Source organism: Streptomyces nojiriensis (assembly GCF_017639205.1).
Lineage (GTDB): Bacteria > Actinomycetota > Actinomycetes > Streptomycetales > Streptomycetaceae > Streptomyces > Streptomyces nojiriensis.
Map to the genome: position 1 here is coordinate 4,337,521 of NZ_CP071139.1, position 16,489 is coordinate 4,354,009.

The 16,489-nt window shown below is 71.1% G+C and carries 18 protein-coding genes, 1 tRNA gene and 1 pseudogene; 13 read left to right on the plus strand and 7 right to left on the minus strand.

Going from position 1 to position 16,489, the window contains the following annotated elements; all coding sequences use genetic code 11:
- The first annotated feature begins 90 nt into the window (after window positions 1–90).
- Window positions 91–609 carry a GNAT family N-acetyltransferase gene (locus JYK04_RS20090; RefSeq protein WP_189734977.1) on the plus strand — a complete coding sequence of 173 codons (519 nt, stop codon included), beginning with the start codon at window positions 91–93 and terminating at the stop codon, window positions 607–609.
- 15 nt (window positions 610–624) lie between these two features.
- Here JYK04_RS20090 and JYK04_RS20095 read toward each other — a convergent pair whose 3' ends face one another.
- Complete coding sequence (locus JYK04_RS20095) at window positions 625–2,037, minus strand: M1 family metallopeptidase (RefSeq protein WP_229875077.1); 1,413 nt, start codon at window positions 2,035–2,037, stop codon at window positions 625–627.
- Window positions 2,038–2,200: 163 nt separating this feature from the next.
- Between JYK04_RS20095 and JYK04_RS20100 the strand changes: the two genes are divergently transcribed.
- From JYK04_RS20100 to JYK04_RS20110, 3 genes are read left to right on the plus strand one after another with little or no spacing between them, the layout of a single operon-like run.
- Window positions 2,201–3,397, plus strand: a complete 1,197-nt coding sequence (locus tag JYK04_RS20100) for a sensor histidine kinase (RefSeq protein ID WP_189734973.1) — start codon at window positions 2,201–2,203, stop codon at window positions 3,395–3,397.
- Complete coding sequence (locus JYK04_RS20105; protein ID WP_052876137.1) at window positions 3,394–4,014, plus strand: response regulator; 621 nt, start codon at window positions 3,394–3,396, stop codon at window positions 4,012–4,014. Before JYK04_RS20100 ends, JYK04_RS20105 begins: the two co-directional genes overlap by 4 nt.
- 44 nt (window positions 4,015–4,058) lie before the next feature.
- A complete protein-coding gene (locus JYK04_RS20110; RefSeq protein ID WP_189735636.1) occupies window positions 4,059–4,562 on the plus strand; it encodes a hypothetical protein in 504 nt (167 codons plus the stop codon).
- 176 nt (window positions 4,563–4,738) lie between these two features.
- On the opposite strand, the pseudogene JYK04_RS20115 reads toward JYK04_RS20110, so the two are convergent.
- Window positions 4,739–5,737 (minus strand): annotated as a pseudogene (locus tag JYK04_RS20115) (glycoside hydrolase family 26 protein); the annotation flags it as partial.
- Between the two features lie 189 nt (window positions 5,738–5,926).
- The gene (locus tag JYK04_RS20120; protein ID WP_189734969.1) at window positions 5,927–6,601 is read right to left on the minus strand and encodes a pentapeptide repeat-containing protein; all 675 of its coding nucleotides are present in this window, start codon (window positions 6,599–6,601) and stop codon (window positions 5,927–5,929) included.
- Between the two features lie 105 nt (window positions 6,602–6,706).
- Between JYK04_RS20120 and JYK04_RS20125 the strand changes: the two genes are divergently transcribed.
- Entirely contained in the window at window positions 6,707–7,699 is a 993-nt protein-coding gene (locus tag JYK04_RS20125) for a zinc-binding dehydrogenase (RefSeq protein WP_189735634.1), read from the plus strand.
- A gap of 6 nt (window positions 7,700–7,705) precedes the next feature.
- On the opposite strand, the gene JYK04_RS20130 is transcribed toward JYK04_RS20125, so the two are convergent.
- Window positions 7,706–8,596: an aminoglycoside phosphotransferase family protein gene (locus tag JYK04_RS20130; protein WP_189734967.1), complete on the minus strand. Its 891-nt coding sequence runs from the start codon at window positions 8,594–8,596 to the stop codon at window positions 7,706–7,708.
- 639 nt (window positions 8,597–9,235) lie between these two features.
- On the opposite strand from JYK04_RS20130, the gene JYK04_RS20135 reads away from it, so the two are divergent.
- Complete coding sequence (locus JYK04_RS20135) at window positions 9,236–10,621, plus strand: NAD(P)/FAD-dependent oxidoreductase (protein ID WP_189734965.1); 1,386 nt, start codon at window positions 9,236–9,238, stop codon at window positions 10,619–10,621.
- Window positions 10,622–10,678: 57 nt separating this feature from the next.
- Here JYK04_RS20135 and JYK04_RS20140 read toward each other — a convergent pair.
- A tRNA-Thr gene (locus JYK04_RS20140) sits at window positions 10,679–10,746 on the minus strand.
- Between the two features lie 410 nt (window positions 10,747–11,156).
- Here JYK04_RS20140 and JYK04_RS20145 point away from each other — a divergent pair.
- Both JYK04_RS20145 and JYK04_RS20150 read left to right on the plus strand, forming a co-directional pair.
- Window positions 11,157–11,627, plus strand: coding sequence for a hypothetical protein (locus JYK04_RS20145; protein WP_189734963.1), 471 nt, complete (start codon window positions 11,157–11,159; stop codon window positions 11,625–11,627).
- 8 nt (window positions 11,628–11,635) lie between these two features.
- Window positions 11,636–12,268: a hypothetical protein gene (locus JYK04_RS20150; protein ID WP_189734961.1), complete on the plus strand. Its 633-nt coding sequence runs from the start codon at window positions 11,636–11,638 to the stop codon at window positions 12,266–12,268.
- Window positions 12,269–12,325: 57 nt separating this feature from the next.
- Here JYK04_RS20150 and JYK04_RS20155 read toward each other — a convergent pair whose 3' ends face one another.
- Together JYK04_RS20155 and JYK04_RS20160 are read right to left on the minus strand one after the other, a co-directional pair.
- Window positions 12,326–12,973 carry a YdcF family protein gene (locus JYK04_RS20155; RefSeq protein WP_189734959.1) on the minus strand — a complete coding sequence of 216 codons (648 nt, stop codon included), beginning with the start codon at window positions 12,971–12,973 and terminating at the stop codon, window positions 12,326–12,328.
- Complete coding sequence (locus JYK04_RS20160) at window positions 12,970–13,758, minus strand: GntR family transcriptional regulator (RefSeq protein ID WP_189734957.1); 789 nt, start codon at window positions 13,756–13,758, stop codon at window positions 12,970–12,972. The genes JYK04_RS20155 and JYK04_RS20160 overlap by 4 nt, the downstream gene beginning before the upstream one ends.
- A gap of 447 nt (window positions 13,759–14,205) precedes the next feature.
- Between JYK04_RS20160 and JYK04_RS20165 the strand changes: the two genes are divergently transcribed.
- The 5 genes from JYK04_RS20165 (at window position 14,206) to JYK04_RS20185 (ending at window position 16,472) form a co-directional block, all read left to right on the plus strand.
- Window positions 14,206–14,478, plus strand: coding sequence for a DUF6284 family protein (locus JYK04_RS20165; protein ID WP_189734955.1), 273 nt, complete (start codon window positions 14,206–14,208; stop codon window positions 14,476–14,478).
- Window positions 14,475–14,819 (plus strand): hypothetical protein, encoded by a 345-nt coding sequence (locus JYK04_RS20170; RefSeq protein ID WP_229875076.1) that lies wholly within the window; start codon window positions 14,475–14,477, stop codon window positions 14,817–14,819. Before JYK04_RS20165 ends, JYK04_RS20170 begins: the two co-directional genes overlap by 4 nt.
- A gap of 77 nt (window positions 14,820–14,896) precedes the next feature.
- Window positions 14,897–15,880 (plus strand): hypothetical protein, encoded by a 984-nt coding sequence (locus JYK04_RS20175; RefSeq protein ID WP_308431016.1) that lies wholly within the window; start codon window positions 14,897–14,899, stop codon window positions 15,878–15,880.
- A complete protein-coding gene (locus JYK04_RS20180) occupies window positions 15,877–16,215 on the plus strand; it encodes an RRQRL motif-containing zinc-binding protein (protein WP_189734953.1) in 339 nt (112 codons plus the stop codon). Before JYK04_RS20175 ends, JYK04_RS20180 begins: the two co-directional genes overlap by 4 nt.
- A gap of 26 nt (window positions 16,216–16,241) precedes the next feature.
- Window positions 16,242–16,472, plus strand: coding sequence for a hypothetical protein (locus tag JYK04_RS20185; protein ID WP_189734951.1), 231 nt, complete (start codon window positions 16,242–16,244; stop codon window positions 16,470–16,472).
- Window positions 16,473–16,489: the final 17 nt, after the last annotated feature.

Here is a 16,489-nt window from a genome sequence, read left to right on the forward strand (position 1 = left end):
GACCCGCCCGGTCCGGCACCCGCCGGACACCAGCGCTGGTGAAGCCCCCTCCCGGCCGTCCGGGGAGGGGGCTTCGCTACCGTTCGACGGGTGATCCTGCAACCGCTCGTCCCCATCGACGGCGCCCTTCCCGGCCCGGTACTCACCGAGATCGCCGCCCTCTACTCGACGAACCACGCGTTCTTCGAACTCAGCGGAGACTTCCCCGACCCGGACCGCATCACGGTCGAACAGGTCGCCGCCGCGCTCGCCGGTGAACTCGCCCACGACAGCGCCGAGGTGCTCCTCGCCCGCTCCGCCGGACGCCTCGTCGGGCTGGCCGCCACCCTCGCGCAGGCACCCGCCGACGACGACCCGGACCCGTGGATCGGCCTGCTGCTCATCGACGCCACCGCCCACCGCGAGGGATACGGCCGCGCCGTGGCCACCCTGGTCGAGGACCGCTTCCGCGCCGCCGGACGCACGGGCGTACGCATCGCCGTACTGGACAACAACCCCAAGGCCCTCGCCTTCTGGCAGTCCCAGGGGTACGTCACCCTGCGCAAGGCCACGGACCGCGAGCTGGGCCGCGACTGCACCGTGCTGCGCAAGCCGCTCGAAGCCCCGTAGCGGACCGGGCCGCTGCTACTTCGGCCGGGCCTTCCCGTACAGCCACACGTCCCAGACCTTCTTCAGGTCCTGCCCCGTCCTCTTCTCGGCGTAGGCGGTGAACTCGGCCGTGCTCGCGTTCCCGTGGCGGTGGTCGGCGGCCCAGCCGCGCACCAGGGCGAAGAACTTCTCGTCGCCCACCTCCTGGCGGATCCGGTGCAGGACCATCGCGCCGCGGTAGTACACCGGAGCCGCGGTGATCTCCTCGGGCCCGGGCGGGGAGGCCGGCGGGAAGGCGTCCCAGTCGACCCCGGCGTCCTTGTCCACGTCCGTGTCCCCGGCCAGGAACGCCTCGAAGTGCTGCTGCGCCGTCGGCCCGCCGTGGTCCTCGGCCCACAGCCACTCGGCGTAGGTCGCGAAACCCTCGTTGAGCCAGATGTCCTTCCAGGACTTCGGCGACACCGAATCGCCGAACCACTGGTGCGCGAGCTCGTGCACGACGAGCTCCTCGTCCTCGGGCGCGCCGGAGTAGACGGGCCGGCCCTGGGTCTCCAGCGCGTAGGTGAGGGTCCCGGCGGGCACCACGATCGCACCCGCCGTGGCGAAGGGGTACGGGCCGAACCGGCCGGCGCTCCAGTCCACCATCTCCGGCAGCCGGGCGAGCGGACCGGTAGTCGCGGCCTCCTCCCCGGGCGCCACGGCGCTGTAGAGGCCGATCCCCGAGGCCGTCCGCCCGGTCGTCACCTTGTACGGCCCGACGGCGGCGGTCGCCAGATAGCTCGCCATCGGCTCCGGACTGTGCCAGGCGAAGACGGTCCGCCCGTCCGCGTCCCCGGTGCGGGAGCGCAACTCGCCGTTCGACACCGCCTCGTAGCCCCGCGGAACGGTCAGGGTGATGTCGTACGCGGCCTTGTCGCTGGGATGGTGGTTGCCGGGGAACCAGGTCATCGAACCGACCGGCTCACCGACGGCGACCGCACCGTCCTTCGTGGTGACCCAGCCCTCCTTGGCACCGTCCGGATCCGCGAGGGCCTTCGGCTTCCCGCTGTAGTCGACCCGCGTACGGAAGACCTCGCCCTTCTCCAGGTCCTCGGCGGGGCGCACGGTCAGCTCGGTGCCGGTCCGGTTGTACCGGGCCCCCTCGCCCTGGACGGTCACGCCCTCGACGTCCAGGCCGCTGAAGTCCAGGTTGAAGGAGCTGAGCGCCTGCTCGGCGCGAGCCGTGATCACGGCCGTACCGTGCAGCTGCCCGTCGGCGGGGTCGTAGTCCAGGTCCAGCGCGTAGTGGTCGACCTGGTAGCCGCCGTTCCCGGCCCGGGGGAAGTACGGATCACGCAGCCCCGACGCACCCGGCCGCCCCTGCACCGTCTCCCCCGTACACCCCGTGGTGAGGGCGAGCAGGGCGGCGACGGCAGGGGCGGCGAGGCGCGAGAGAGCACGGAGTTCCACGTACTCGATCCTAGGCGGGCGGACTCCGCGGGCTACTTGCCGAGCGCGTGCGTTTGAGGCGCGGGGTCCAGGGCAGCGCCCCGCTCTTTCAGCCCCGCCGGCGTTTGAGGCGCGGGATCCGGGGCGGAGCCCCGGCAGCGGCGCCGCAGCCGACAATGGACGCATGCCCCCGACCGAGGAGCACCCCGTGCACACCGCCCCGCCACCGCGCGACGACACCCGCACGCTGGCCACGGTCGCCCACACCGCGTTCTTCCTCCTCCTCGGCGCCTCCCTGGTCCGCTTCCTCCTCCGCCACCCCGGCGAACCCCGCACCCCGTGGATCCTCGCCCTCAGCATCACCCTGGCCCTGCTCTACGTGCTCGGCCCCGCCCTCGGCGCCGCCCCCACCGCCCGCCGGCTGCTGTGGCTCGGCCTGGTCGTCACCACCTGGATGGTCCTGGTCGTCCTCGCGCCGAGCTTCGCCTGGTGCGCCGTACCGCTGTTCTTCACCGCCCTGCGCACCCTCCCGCCCCGCGCCGCCATCGTCCTCGTGGCCCTCCTCACCGGCTTCGTGGTGATCGCCCAGCTCCAGCTGGCCAAGTCCTTCGACCCCAACCTCCTCCTGGCCCCGCCCGCCGTCGCCGCCCTCGCCACCGCCGTCTTCGTCCACATGGAACGCCAGGCCCAGGCCCAGCGCACCCTCATCGACGACCTGATCCGCACCCGCCGCGAGCTGGCCGCCACCGAACGCCGCGAAGGCACCCTCGCCGAGCGGCAGCGGCTGTCCATGGAGATCCACGACACCCTCGCCCAGAACCTCTCCAGCCAGCAGATGCTGCTGCAGGCCGCGGACCGCACCTGGGACACCGACCCGGCCACCGCCCGCGCGCACGTCCGTACCGCCACCGGCATCGCCGCACACGGCCTCGCCGAAGCCCGCCGGCTCGTCCACGACCTGGCCCCGCCCGAGCTCGCCGACGGCGCCGGCCTCGCCGAAGCCCTGCGCTCCCTCGACGCCGGCCCGGACATCGAGGTCCGCTTCCACCTCGAAGGCACCCCGGCCCCGCTCCCCGACCGCGTCCAGTCCGCCCTGCTGCGCATAGCCCAGGGCGCGCTGGCCAACGTCCGCGAGCACTCCGGCGCCCGTACGGCCGCCCTCACCCTGAGCTTCCTGGGCGACCAGGTCGTCCTGGACATCGCCGACGACGGCCACGGCTTCAGCGAACCCCGCACCGGCCCCGGCACCGCCGGACGCGGCCACGGCCTCCCGGCCATGCGGGCCCGCGTCCGCCAGCTCGGCGGCACCCTGACGATCGAATCCACGCCGGGCGAGGGCACCGTCCTCTCCGCGGCCATCCCCCTGGAGCCGGCCCCATGACCACGATCCTCCTCTGCGACGACCACGTGGTGGTCCGCGCCGGACTCCTGGCCCTGCTCGGCAGCGAGCCCGACATCGAGGTCCTCGGCGAGGCGGGCAGCGGCGAGGAGGCAGTCGCCCTCGCCGCGAAGCTCCACCCCGACGTGGTCCTGATGGACCTCCAGCTGGGCGAGGGCATCGACGGCGTCGAGGCGACCCGCCGCATCACCGCGCTCCCCCGGCCCCCGCACGTCCTGGTCCTGACCACCTACGACACCGACGCGGACATCACCCGCGCGATCGGCGCCGGCGCCACCGGCTACCTCCTCAAGGCCGAACGCCCGGAAGAACTCTTCACCGCCATCCACTCCGCCGCCCAGGGCCGCACCACCCTGTCCGCGCCGGTGGCCAGCCGGGTCATGGCCCACATGCGCGGCACCCGCCCCACCCTGACCGACCGCGAACTCGACATCCTCGGCCAGCTGGCCCGGGGCCTGGGCAACCGCGACATCGCCCGCGCCCTGTTCATCAGCGAGGCCACCGTCAAGACCCACCTGGGCCGCATCTACGACAAACTCGGCGTCGACACCCGCGCCGGCGCGGTCTCCGTGGCCAAGGAACAGCGGCTCCTGCCCTGACACCGGAGGTGAACGCCCCCGGCACCCGTGACACCATCAGCTACGTGCTCGACATCGGCTACTCCCTCTCCCGGCGCTTCCCCGACCCCCCGCAGACCGACTACCGCTCCGCGGACGTCCACACCCTGCGGCACGACCTGTTCTGCGGGGACGTCTACCTCGCCGACACCGACAAGGACCGGGAAGTTTCCACAGCCTGGGGATGGGTGCCCGTACTGGACTTCGCCTGGGCGCTGTGCGACATCGTCGAGCAGCTCGACAAGGACCCCCGCGGCAACCGCTCCGCCAACCGCCATTTCGCCGAACTCGACTTCACCGAGTCCACGGACCGGATGCTCTTCGAGCGCCGCTTCGGCTGGGTCGACGTCGAGGCCGACTGGATGCCGGCCGAGGAAGCCCCGCTGACCTTCAGCCACCGCCTGCTGCGCCGCGAGGCCCGCGACTTCCTGCACGACCTCATCGCGGACCTGATCGACATGCACGACGGCCTCGCCGACAACCCGGCCATCTGGACCCTCCAGGCCCGCTTCCCCCGCGTCCCGGCGTAGGCCGTCTCTTCCGGATCTTGCCGGGCCCGCGACGCCCGGCACCGCACCTGGCCGCGTTGTCGCGGCGCCGGAGTACGTCCAGTACACGGGCGCCCCTCCGCCTTGCCACGCACGGCACCGGACGCCGCGGGCTCGGCCGACAAGATCCGAAAGAGACGACCTGGGCCTCACCCGGAGGACAGCAGCTGCCGGAACACCTCCGTGGAGCGCGGGTTCTGCCCGCACTGCCACACGCCGTGCGGGCAGTAGTCGGTGATGCTCTGGTAGAGCGGCTCGTGCTCGGCGAACCAGGCCAGCATGCCCCGCACGTACTCGGGGTTGTCGCCGTGCCGGAACAGCCCCCATTCGGGGTACGAGATCTGCTTGCCGTGCGCCTTCGCGAAGTCGACCTGCTGCTGGAGCCCGTACGGCTGGGTGACCTGCTCGCCGAAGGTACGGCCGGGCTCCTGGTCGTAGGAGTCCATGCCGACGATGTCGACGACGTCGTCTCCGGGATAGCAGCTGGTCCAGGGGATGGCGTCACTCCCGCGGTTGGGGGCGTAGTCGAAACGGAACTGCTGCCCCTCCACCGAACGCATGGCGGCCACGATGCGCCGCCAGTACGTCTTCCAGTTCTCCGGATCGGGACTGCACCGGTGGGCGTAGTCGAATCCGTTCATCTCCCAGCCGAGCACGATCACCGTGTCCGGCACCCCGAGATCGACCAGCCGCCTCGCCAGCCGCTGGAAGTGGTGGTCGTTCGCCCCCTGCGCGCCGGAGCGGATCAGCTCGGCGACCCGGTCGTCGGGAACACGGGCCTCGTTGTTCGCCTGCATGGGCACGTTCAGGACGAACAGCCGATCGGCCTTCTCCTGGCGCCACCGGGCCCAGGTGCGCAGGGAATCCGGTTCCCCCTCGATGTTCGGCCAGGTGTCGCCGGGCAGATAGGTGTGCCCGGCGCGCAGCTCGGTACCGCCGAGCCAGCGCGAGAGCTCCCCCATCCGCTCGACGCCGGGCGAGCCGTAGTGCAGATAGGCGCCCAAGGCGATCCCGGTGGACTCGGCGCCCTCCGTCCCCGCGCTGCCCCCGGACCCGTTCCGCGCCGGCGGTGCGCCGAGGAAGCCCCCCACGACGAGCAGGCCGACGGCGACCGTACTGGCGCAGGCACCCGCCAGCCAGCGGCTCCGATGGGACATGCCACCTCCACAGGCCTCGCACACCGACGTGTCTGTCTGAGACGTTAGGCAGCTCAGCCGATAACCCGCCCGTCCAGACACCCGGACGCTCGGCCATTCGCCACACCCCCCTCCAGCCCCGCCAGGGGGCACCTCCCAGCGGTAGCCGGGGGAATTCGAGGCGCGGGTCCGGGCAGCGCCCGGCTGGGGCTACGGAACCACCCGCACCCCCAGCCGGGAAGCAAGCGCCGGAGCCAGATCGAACAGCTGCGCCGGGCTGATCACCGCCCCGGCCAGCGCCTCCACCCCCCGCGCGATCTCCAGCACGGACGCCTCCCGCAGATCCACGTCCGCCATCCGCACCCCGCTGAAGTCCACCCCCCGCAGCGCGCAGTCCCGGAACTCCACCCGCTCCAGCACCGCTCCCGCGAAGTCCGGCTCCACCAGCACACACCCCTCGAAGACCACGTCCTTGAGACGCGCCTTCCGCAGGTTCAGGTAGTCGAGCTTGCCCCCGCGGACCACCACCCGCTCCAGCACCGCCCCGTGCAGCTGCACCCCGCCCAACCGCGCGTCCACCACCTCCACGTCCCGCAGCGAGGCCCCCGACAGGTCCGTCCCCACCCCCCGGACCCCCTCCAGCACCGAATCCAGGACCCGCGCCTTCGCCAGCCCCGCCTCGTCCAGCGCACACCGCCGCACCGCGCAGTCCATGAACCGGGACCCGATCCCCTCCTGCCCCGCCAGGTCGAGATCCGCGAACTCCAGCCCGTCGTAGTCCCCGTCCGGCTCCAGCCCGCCCCCCTCCCACACCGTCAGCTCCGGCAGCCTCAGCTCCGGCCGCCGCGCCGCCTTGACCGTCTCCTGCTGCCCGTTGCGCGCCATGCCCCCATCGTGAACCACCCCAGTGACAACAGCCGCCAACAGCCCCCAACGGCCGCCCTTGACCTCAACCCCGCTCGAGGTAGCACCGTGATCGCCATGACCACCATGCGAGCCATCCGCCTCCACGCCTTCGGCCCCGCCGAGAACCTCTCCTACGAGCTCACCGACACCCCCGTCCCCGCCCCCGGCCAGGTCCGCATCGCCGTCGCCGCCGCAGGCGTCCACCTCCTCGACACCAGCCTCCGCCAAGGCATCCAGGGCCCGCCCGCCCCGCTCCCCGAGCTCCCCACGATCCCCGGCCGCGAGGTCGCCGGCACCGTAGACGCCCTCGGCCCCGGCACCGACCCCGCCTGGCTCGGCCGCACCGTCGTCGTCCACCTCGGCTTCGCCCCCGGCGGCTACGCCCAGTACGCCGTCGCCGACGCCGACCGCCTGCACCCCGTACCGCCCGGCCTCGACCCCGCCGAAGCCGTCGCCATGATCGGCACCGGCCGCACCACCCTCGGGATCCTGCAGTTCGCCGACCTCGGCCCGGACTCGGTCGCCCTGATCCCCGCCGCCGCCGGCGGCATCGGCACCCTCCTCGTCCAGTACGCGGTCAACGCCGGCGCCAGCGTCATCGCCCTCGCCGGCGGCCCCGCCAAAACCGCCCGGGCCGCGGCGAACGGCGCCCACCTCGCCCTCGACTACACCGACCCCGGCTGGGCCGACGCCGTACGCGCCCACCACCCCGGCGGCGCCACCGTCCTCTTCGACTCCGTCGGCGGCGAAACCGCCCGCACCGCCCTCGGCCTCCTCGCCCCCGGCGCCCGGCACCTCGTATTCGGCTGGTCCGGCGGCCCCCTCCACCTCACCGACGCCGAACGCGCCGACCTCGACGCCCGCGCCATCACCACCCAGAGCGTCCTCGGCCCCGCCATGCTCCAGCGCGTCGGCGCCCCCGACCCCCTGCGCGTCCTGGAAACCCGCGCCCTCGCCGAAGCCGCCGCGGGCCGCCTGCGCCCCGCCCTGACCCGCTACCCGCTCGCCGAGGCCGCCACCGCCCACCGCGACCTGGAAACCCGCGCCACCACCGGCAAGGTCGTCCTGGAACCCTGACCCGGCTCAACGCCCCATGAGCACCTCGGCGACCGTCAACTGGTCCTCGTCCAGGCGCTCTTCCCCGTCCGCCACGTCCCACAGGCAGTTCTGGAGCACCCGCCCCAGCGTCCAGGCCCGCGCCCGCTCCCGGTCCAGCCCCGCCACCTCCGTCAGCAGGTCGAACCGCCACCGCACGTCCCCGGCGCGGAAGTTGTTGACGATCGCCGGCATCAGATCGAAACCCGGATCGCCCGCCAAGGGCTTCGGGTCGATGGCCAGCCACGGCTCCCGGCGGCCCGCCAGCACGTTCTCGTAGTGCAGATCCCAGTGCAGCAGCCGGTCCCCCGGCTCCCCCACGACCTCCGCCACCGCCGCCGCGCAGTCCTTCAACACCCGCCTGTCCCGAGCCTCCACCAGCTGCCCCAGCGCCCGCGGCACCTCCTCCAGCATCCCGGCGGCCATCCCACCGAGCCCCCGCAACCCGGCCGGGGCCGGCACCGCCGTCAGCCGCGCCAGCAACTCCCCGACCACCACCACCGCCTGTCGCGCGTCCTCACGCGCGAGCGCCGCCAGATCCCGCCCCTCGTCCAACCGCTCCAGCAGCAGGGTCCCGGTGTCCACGTCGTGCTCCAGCAGCCGTACGCACCCCTCCCCGGCCCACGCGCGCAGCGCGACCGGCTCCCCCACGCTCTCCTCGTCCACCGCCACCAGCTTCAGCACGGCCCCACTCCCGTCGGCCCGCTCCACCGGCAGCACCAGCGCCGTCACCCCATGCATCACCGGCCCGGTCCGCCGCAGCCCCCACCGCTCCAGAAACCGCGCCGCCCGCCCGGGCAACGCGGCGATGAACTCCCGCCCCGCGTCCCCGTTGTACGTAACCTGCGCCTCGATCAACCCATCCGGAATCTCGACCATCCCCGGACCGTATCCCTGCGGGGTGCCCTGCGGGCGGCTCGGCGGTCCACGGCGCGGGCTGCCCCCCGCCGGGGCCGGGTGCCCTGCAGGCGGCTCGGCAGTTCACGGCGCGGGCTGCCCCCGCGGGGGCGGCGCCTCAATCGCCGGCGGGGCTTGAAGGGGTGGGGCGGTGCCCCGCACGAGGGTCTCCTCGGCTCGCGCCAGGCGGCCGTGGTTCTGCCGTGCGGCCTGGGTTGCGCGCTCGTCCTGCGGGGACCCTCCTGCGTGTCCCCGCCCCACGGCAGGGCTACGACGGCGGAAGGGGAGTGGGGACGGGGCGGGGTGTCCCCGCAGGACGAGCGCGCAACCACCGGGAACAACCGAGACAAGCCCGCACGCGCCGAGCCGAGGAGACACCCCGCCCCGGCCCCACGGACCGCCCCGAACCGACAAGCCCGCCACACCCAGCCCCGCCACCCGCCGAGGCACGCGCACTTTCAGCCTCGCCGGCGTTTGAGGCGCGGGTCCGGGCAGCGCCCGGCACACGACCCGCACCCGGCAAACAGCCCGAGCCGAGCACACCGCCGAGCCACCCCGCAGGGGCCCGGCAGGGCGCCCGGCTCTGGACACCCCTCCGGAACGAGGTGTACCAACTCCCCCATGACGATCAACGGCGGCATTTCCTTCTGGTACGCGTCCGAGCGAACCGGCACCCCGGCCACCCCGCCCCGCGCGCCCCTGACCACCGACGCCGCCGCCGACGTCGTCATCGTCGGCGGCGGCTACACCGGCCTGTGGACCGCCTACTACCTCAAGCGCGCCGCCCCCGACCTCCGCATCACCGTCCTGGAACAGAAGTTCTGCGGCTACGGCGCCTCCGGCCGCAACGGCGGCTGGCTCTACAACGGCATCGCCGGCCGCGACCGCTACGCCGCCCTCCACGGCCGCCCGGCCGCCCGCCGACTCCAGCAGGCCATGAACGAGACCGTCACCGAGGTCATCGACGTCACCGCCAAGGAAGGCATCGACGCCGACATCCACCGCGGCGGCGTCCTCGAGGTCGCCCGCACCCCCGCCCAGCTCGGCCGCCTGAAGGCCTTCCACGCCCACGAGGTCGCCTTCGGCGAGACCGACCGGGAGCTCCACGACGCCCCCGCCACCCGCGCCCGCATCGACATCGCCGACGCCGTCGGCTCCAGCTGGAGCCCCCACGGCGCCCGCATCCACCCCCTGAAGCTGGTCAAGGGCCTGGCCGCCGCCGTCGAAGCCCTCGGGGTGGTCATCCACGAGTCCACGCCCGTCACCGAGATCGCCCCGCGCCGGGCCGTCACCCCGTACGGCACGGTCCGCGCGCCCTACGTACTGCGCTGCACCGAGGGGTTCACCGCCGCCCTCAAGGGCCAGAAGCGCTCGTGGCTCCCCATGAACTCCTCGATGATCGTGACGGCCCCGCTCCCCGCCGAGACCTGGTCCCGACTGGGCTGGTCGGACAGCACGCTCCTCGGCGACATGGCCCACGCCTACATGTACGCCCAGCGCACCGCCGACGACCGCATCGCGATCGGCGGCCGCGGGGTCCCGTACCGCTTCGGATCCCGCACCGACAACGACGGCCGCACCCAGCCGGCCACCGTCTCCGCCCTGACCACCCTCCTGACCTCCTTCTTCCCGCAGCTCGCGGGTACGGAGATCACCCATGCCTGGTCGGGCGTGCTCGGCGTGCCCCGCGACTGGTGCGCCACCGTCACCCTGGACCGCGTCTCGGGCCTGGGCTGGGCGGGCGGCTACGTGGGCTCGGGCGTCGCCACCGCCAACCTCGCGGCCCGCACCCTGCGCGATCTGGTCCTCGGCGAATCCACCGAACTGACCACCCTGCCCTGGGTCGACCACCGCGTCCGCCGCTGGGAGCCGGAACCCTTCCGCTGGCTCGGCGTCCAGGCCCTCTACGCCGCCTACCGCGAGGCGGACCGCCACGAGACCGCCACCCACCGCCCGACGACGACCCCCCTGGCCCGCCTGGCCGACCGCATCTCGGGCCGCCACTGACCACGGCCCGGCGGGAGCGCGAAAACCCCGACTCGGGGATCCGAGCCGGGGTTCCGGTGGGGCCCCCTGTCGGATTCGAACCGACGACCTACGCATTACAAGTTGTCCGATCCCGTTCCGATGGCGTCCGTAGGCTCATGTGGCCCTTCCTCCGCGGCTGGTCAGCAGGGTTCTCGTACACGTGCGGACACCGGCGTGCGATCACGAATGAAGCCTCGAATGGGCCCACAACTGAGCCCTCTTGCGTCCTCATAGCCCGCCCGGACCCGAGCCTCAGCAGCACGTCGGACAGCGCCTACAACGATCCCTTCCAAGGCCACCCACCAACTGCCCCAGCACCATGGCCAGCAGAGCCCTCTGCGCGTCTAGGATGCAGCGGACGGGCTGACATGCGCGACTCTGCCGAGGGGGAAGGGTGCCATCGACTGCATATAGGCGTTGGGCGACGGAGAGAAATTCGAAGCTCAAAGAGCTGTTCGATGCACATGCGAGCGTCGGAGGCCAGGGGCGTGGACGCCGGTGGCGTACCACACAGGTGAACTGGTCGATCACACTGAGGCTTGCTGGGGAATTTCAAGGATTCTCAAGAGATTTGCACGATGAGGCATCAGACATTCTCTGCGACCCCATCACCTCCCCCACCCTCCAGGCGATTCTACGAAGCGGGCTTTCCAGAGGACGGAAACTCGACCGGGGGAATGCACAACCGTCCGCCCTTGGTAGCGATTTCGCCAGTCTAGGATTGGGCCTATGGCCCGCACTAAAGACGGCCGACAAGCGGGCCGGGAAATGGCAGGACGAGCTCGAAACTCTCAATACGGCCCGCAATGCCATCGCCCACGACGACCAGTCCGAATTCCTGAAGCTAAAGAAAAAGGGGAAACTTCCTATAACGTTGACCACGGTCCGCACATGGCAGCGAGCTGTCGACGGTCTGGCCGTCACGATGGATGATGTCGTAGGGGACTACTTGGGTGAATTCGCGGGGGGTAATCGGCCATGGTGAGGAGAGAGATGAGCGAGCTGGAGCCCGGTCAAGTGGTTCAGGTCCCCTGGGGGCTCGACCTCCTGAAGGGAGTGGTGCTGCGCACCTACGACACAGGCCGCGGACTGAAGGTCGTCGTGAACGTTGAGGTTCCCGACCTGCATGGCTCAAACATCGAGGAAGTATCCGTAACCCTGCCCGCCGACTCAGTCCGGCCATGGGAAGAGGGCTCCGGCCCGCGACCGGGAGACTGGGCTCACGCCTACGCATACGAGCGAAACCTCACCGCAGAAATCATCAGGGTAATCTCCCGGGTCGCGCCAGACGCAAGGGCGAGCATCTCCGAGTCACAAGTAGACAGAGGTCACGACTTCGATCTATCTCTCGAATACGAGGGCAACGAGGTGCACCTACGAGGAGTCGTAAAGCATGCAACACGCACCATCGCTCCAGAATCGCTGAAGAAAGCGCTAAGTCTCGCCCAGAGCCCCCTCTCCCCCGTCGCCCTATTCAGCAACGTCGACCTCTCCAGCGCCGCGAGAAGACTACTCCATCTAGAGGGAAATCCTAATTTTCACTGGATTAAATGGGGCGGGAAAATGGACAGCGACCGGCTCGCCTCGGAACTGGCTGAAATTTTTGAGATTCCACAGCGAGGTTAAAGTCGACGCCTCACCACCAACCCAGCCTTGAGAAATGCACTACTTGGCCGGTCATTCCTATACCGCAAGGCGACTAGTAAAACCGTCGACACAGAGACGTTCGTAGGCCAAAGAAACCGCAAGGGGGACATCCTGATGGATCAGGAACCCTTGCTGGGGGTAGACAAGCAGCCTCTGCTGCGCGCCGACGAGCATGTCGAAGACCAGCCGGGGATCCTGAATCGATTCCACGTACTCGGCGAGCGTCATCGGCGCGGACGCGCTGACGATCTCTACCTCTGGCCACAGCTTGCGGGCCGTCGCGTAGGCCCGCCGCTCCTCGTAGGGCTTGCTGACCAGCAGCACCGACTCGACGGACACGCCCCGGTCCGCAAGGAGTGACCGGGAGAAGCGGATGTTCTCGCCCGTGTTTCGAGCCTTCGGCTCTACGAGGATGGCAGAGTCGGGAACGCCCAACTCTAGGGCCCGCTCACGGTAGTGCTCCGCCTCACCACGGGGCATCCGCTCGCGAGTCGTTCGGCTTGTGGCGCCGGTGAAGACGATCAGCGGCGACATGCCGCGCTGGTACAGGTCGACCACGACTTCAGCGACTCCGAGGTCATGGCTGCCAAGCCCGATGGCCACAGAGCAGCGCCGCGGCTCGTGGTGCATCTGCTGAAAGTCCCAGAGCTGTTCGGCGTCGGCCCAGTTCTGCGCGGAGATCACGGTGTTGCCTCCCGCGCCGAGTCGGGGACCTGGAAGTCGTAGGCCCACGCAAACCGGGTGGCCGCGTGCAGGCCAATGGCGTACTCGACGACAGTTCCGTCCGCCGTGTAGGTCGTCCGGTGCAGTTCAACGACCCACTCGCCGGGCGCCAGCTGGAGCAACGTCGCCTCCTCCACTGTCGCAACCCTCGCGAACAACTCCTCACGCATGTGGTCGATCTCGTAACCCGCGTCGTAGAGGACGCGGAAGCCGCCGCCCCGGCCGGCGGGCCCCGGGGCCGGGTCGACGATGCGCGTTCCCTCAACGTGTTCGGGTCGGTAGTAGCTGGTCAGGGTGTGTGTCGGCTGGTCGCCTTCCTTCACGAGCCTGGCTCGCGCGTACACCTCGGCACCCTCGGGAAGCCCGTGCGCCGCTGCCACCAGCGGCGGCGCCGGCACCCGGCTGACGCTCTGCGTCTGCTCGCCGCGCTTGTACGCACGGCCTGATGCCACGCGGTCGGCGATGAACGCCACCTCATCGCCGTCCCGCCACTTCGCCTTGTCGTACCGAGCGATGCCCAGACGCTTCAACGGAGCCTGCTGCCGCACGACCGTGCCGTGCCCCCGCGACGAGGTCACAAGTCCCTCGGCTTCGAGCGCCTTGTATGCCGCGTGGACTGTGGACTTCGAACCCTCACCCGCATCCACAAGGTCGCGGATGTGCGGTAGCTGCTGGCCAGGGGCGTAGTCGCCCCGCCTGATCTGTTCGGCCAGCTTGTCAGCCAGCTCTCGCCACTTGGGTGCCACGCGAGCTCCTCTCGATAGGTCCAGTCAAACACAGTCCTAGGACTGTTGACAGTCCTAGGACTGTGAGTCCATAGTCGTTCACAGAGGTTCGCAGTCCTAGGACAGCGAACCGGAGAGGGCCTTCTTGGGGCTGCTCTCGGCGCCCGGAGAGCCCATGAGACGGCTCGAAGGAAGCGATTGCTCATTGAGAACTGAACAGTGGATCGAGGTATCCGTCCCCCTCCGAGCGGACGGCGCGTGCGGGTTCTGCCCCGTGCGCGGAACAGTGCTACCCCAACCCCTCCGTCGCCCGATCGGGCCGCGGCCGGTTGCCTCCTCTGCCCGTCTCGTACGGGCGGGGTTGAGGGGAGCCGGAGTTCTTCCTGCTTCACCCAACGCAGTGCAGCCCCCGGCGTTCCCGCGCCGAGGGCTGCTGAGTCCCGTTCCTCTGTAGAAGGAGCAAGACCCATGAAGTCCATCGCTGCACTTCAGAACCTCGTTACCCCGTGGCCGGATGGCTTGGAGCCGTCGGATGCGGAGCTGGAAGCGATCGAGTGGGAGATGCCGCTGATCCTGGCGGAGGTCGACCTGCTCGACGCGGAGATCGCCGTTCTGGACCGGGCGCCGTCCGAGCTGGACGGCCAGCGGATCCGCCGGGCCCGCCGACGGATGCTCGCCGTCCGCCGGGACCTGACCAACCAGGCCGCCGCCGTCGTGGGCCTGACGGGCGGTGCCGCATGACCACACCGGCGATGCCCCTGTCGGCCATGGCCGCGCCGCTGATGGCGCTGCGCATCTTCGAGGACATTTACCGGAACCTGCCGGCACCGTGCGTGTCGGTGTCGACGGTCTACCCCAACGTGCTGGAACTAGCCTTCCACGACGACCTCGACGGGTTCGAGGAGTGGTGTCTGGCACTGGGGATCCGGTCCCGGAACGTGTCGCACGGTGTTCAGAACAGTGGCCGCACCCGCGTCCTGAAGGCCGAGACCAGCTACTCCGGCGGAGTCGTGAAGCTGATCGGCTACGCCGAGAACCCCGTCCCGGACGGGGAGCGTTCACGGGCGGAGGCCACGTCGTGAGCGAGCACAGCGGCCCTGTGGGCCGCCGCTCGCTGTCCACGGCACAGAAGAGCGTCCTGGCCGCCGCGTTCGCGCCGATGATCGGCACGGGCGTGATGGGCGGGGCGGGAACGTACAGCAACATCTCCCACGCCTACGGCACCGGCACAGCGCTCGGTGCGGTCGCGGCCGGTGAGGGCGCCACCGCCGTCCTCGGCCTGGTCCTCCTCGGACTGACCATGCTGGGCCAGTCCTCCCCGCAGGTGATCCGGCTGGGCCTGTGGGCTCTGCCGGCCGCGGCTTCGGTGATGGCCGCGATGGCCGCCCCGGATGCGGGGCGGACGGTCATCTACGCGATCACACCTTTGGGGATGTGTGTGTCCGCCGAGGGCATGGCCTTCCTCGCCCGGCGGATCGTCGTCCACACCGACGGCCGGGACGCCGAAGCCGAAGCGAGGAACGCGGCGGTCGTACAGGCGCTCGCCTACCACCGGGCCCGCGCCGCGAACCACCCCGACGCCAGGGTCCAGGGGAAGTCGGTCAAGGCGTCCTGGAAGCTGGCCCGGAAGGTCGGCGCCGGAGACCTGGCCCTGGGCACCCGGCTCCTGGACATCCAGCGGGAGCGGCTCACCGAAGGCGCCGACGCGGCCCTGGGCGGCATGTTCTCCCTCCCCGTCACACCGGCCGTGACGGCCGACCCCGTCCCCGCCCTGCCCGAGGGCGAGGAGACGGCCGTTCTGCCGTCCGTCACAGCTCCCCGTGACGTGGAAGACACGCAGGTCACACCCCCCGAAACGGAGCCCGAGCCGATCGGCGTCTCGGGGGCGTCACACCCGCCCGTGACGCCCGTGACGCTGGCCGAGGTCGCGGCCGTCGCGGGCGTCACGGTCCCCGAAGCCGGCGTGGCCCTCACCGACACGCAACTGATCGTCGTCCTGCGGTTCCTGCGCTACTCCACCGACCCGGCGATGTCCTACCGGCACGCGGTCACCGCCTTCCGTGCCGCCGGGTTCGTCGGCGGTGAACAGCGCGTCCGCACCGCCTGGGGCACCCTCCTCTCCCAAGAGGAAAACGCCGCATGAGCACCCTGCCCGTCTACCGCTGGCGCCTCGCACCTGAGGGTCTGGCCACCCGCCGTCAGCTCCGCGCAGTCGGGCTCCGGCCCGGCGGCCAGGACGTCGCCGCCCAGCTGGAGCGCCCCCGGCGCCGACGGGGCCCGCTGGTCGCCTACCTGTACCGGGTCGACCTGGCGAAGCCGGTCCGTCCGATGACCCCCAACCGGTGGGCCGCGCTCGCCAAGGCGGATGCCGCCCGCCGCCGCTGCCCGGTCTGCAGCGACCACCTGCCCTACGTGATCCCGCCCTCGCTCGGCATGTGCGTGGCCTGCCACGACTTCCCGGAACAGCGCGCCGCCTGAGCACCCGACCTGATCAGGAGTCACACGTGACCACGCAGAACGCACAGACCTCGGCGGGACAGGGCTCGCATCACTGGGTGCTGACGCTGGAGCTGCCCGGGCGGGCGGCGATGACGCAGTTCGGCACCTACACGCCGCCCGCCGGGACGACCCGCTACGACGCCTACGTGGCCCTTCGGAGGCACGTCACCGCCGACCACCCGGAGATGGCCCGCGCGAACACCATGTTCTTCGCCCTGGAGTCCAACCAGCTCTGACCTGCACGTACAGGCAG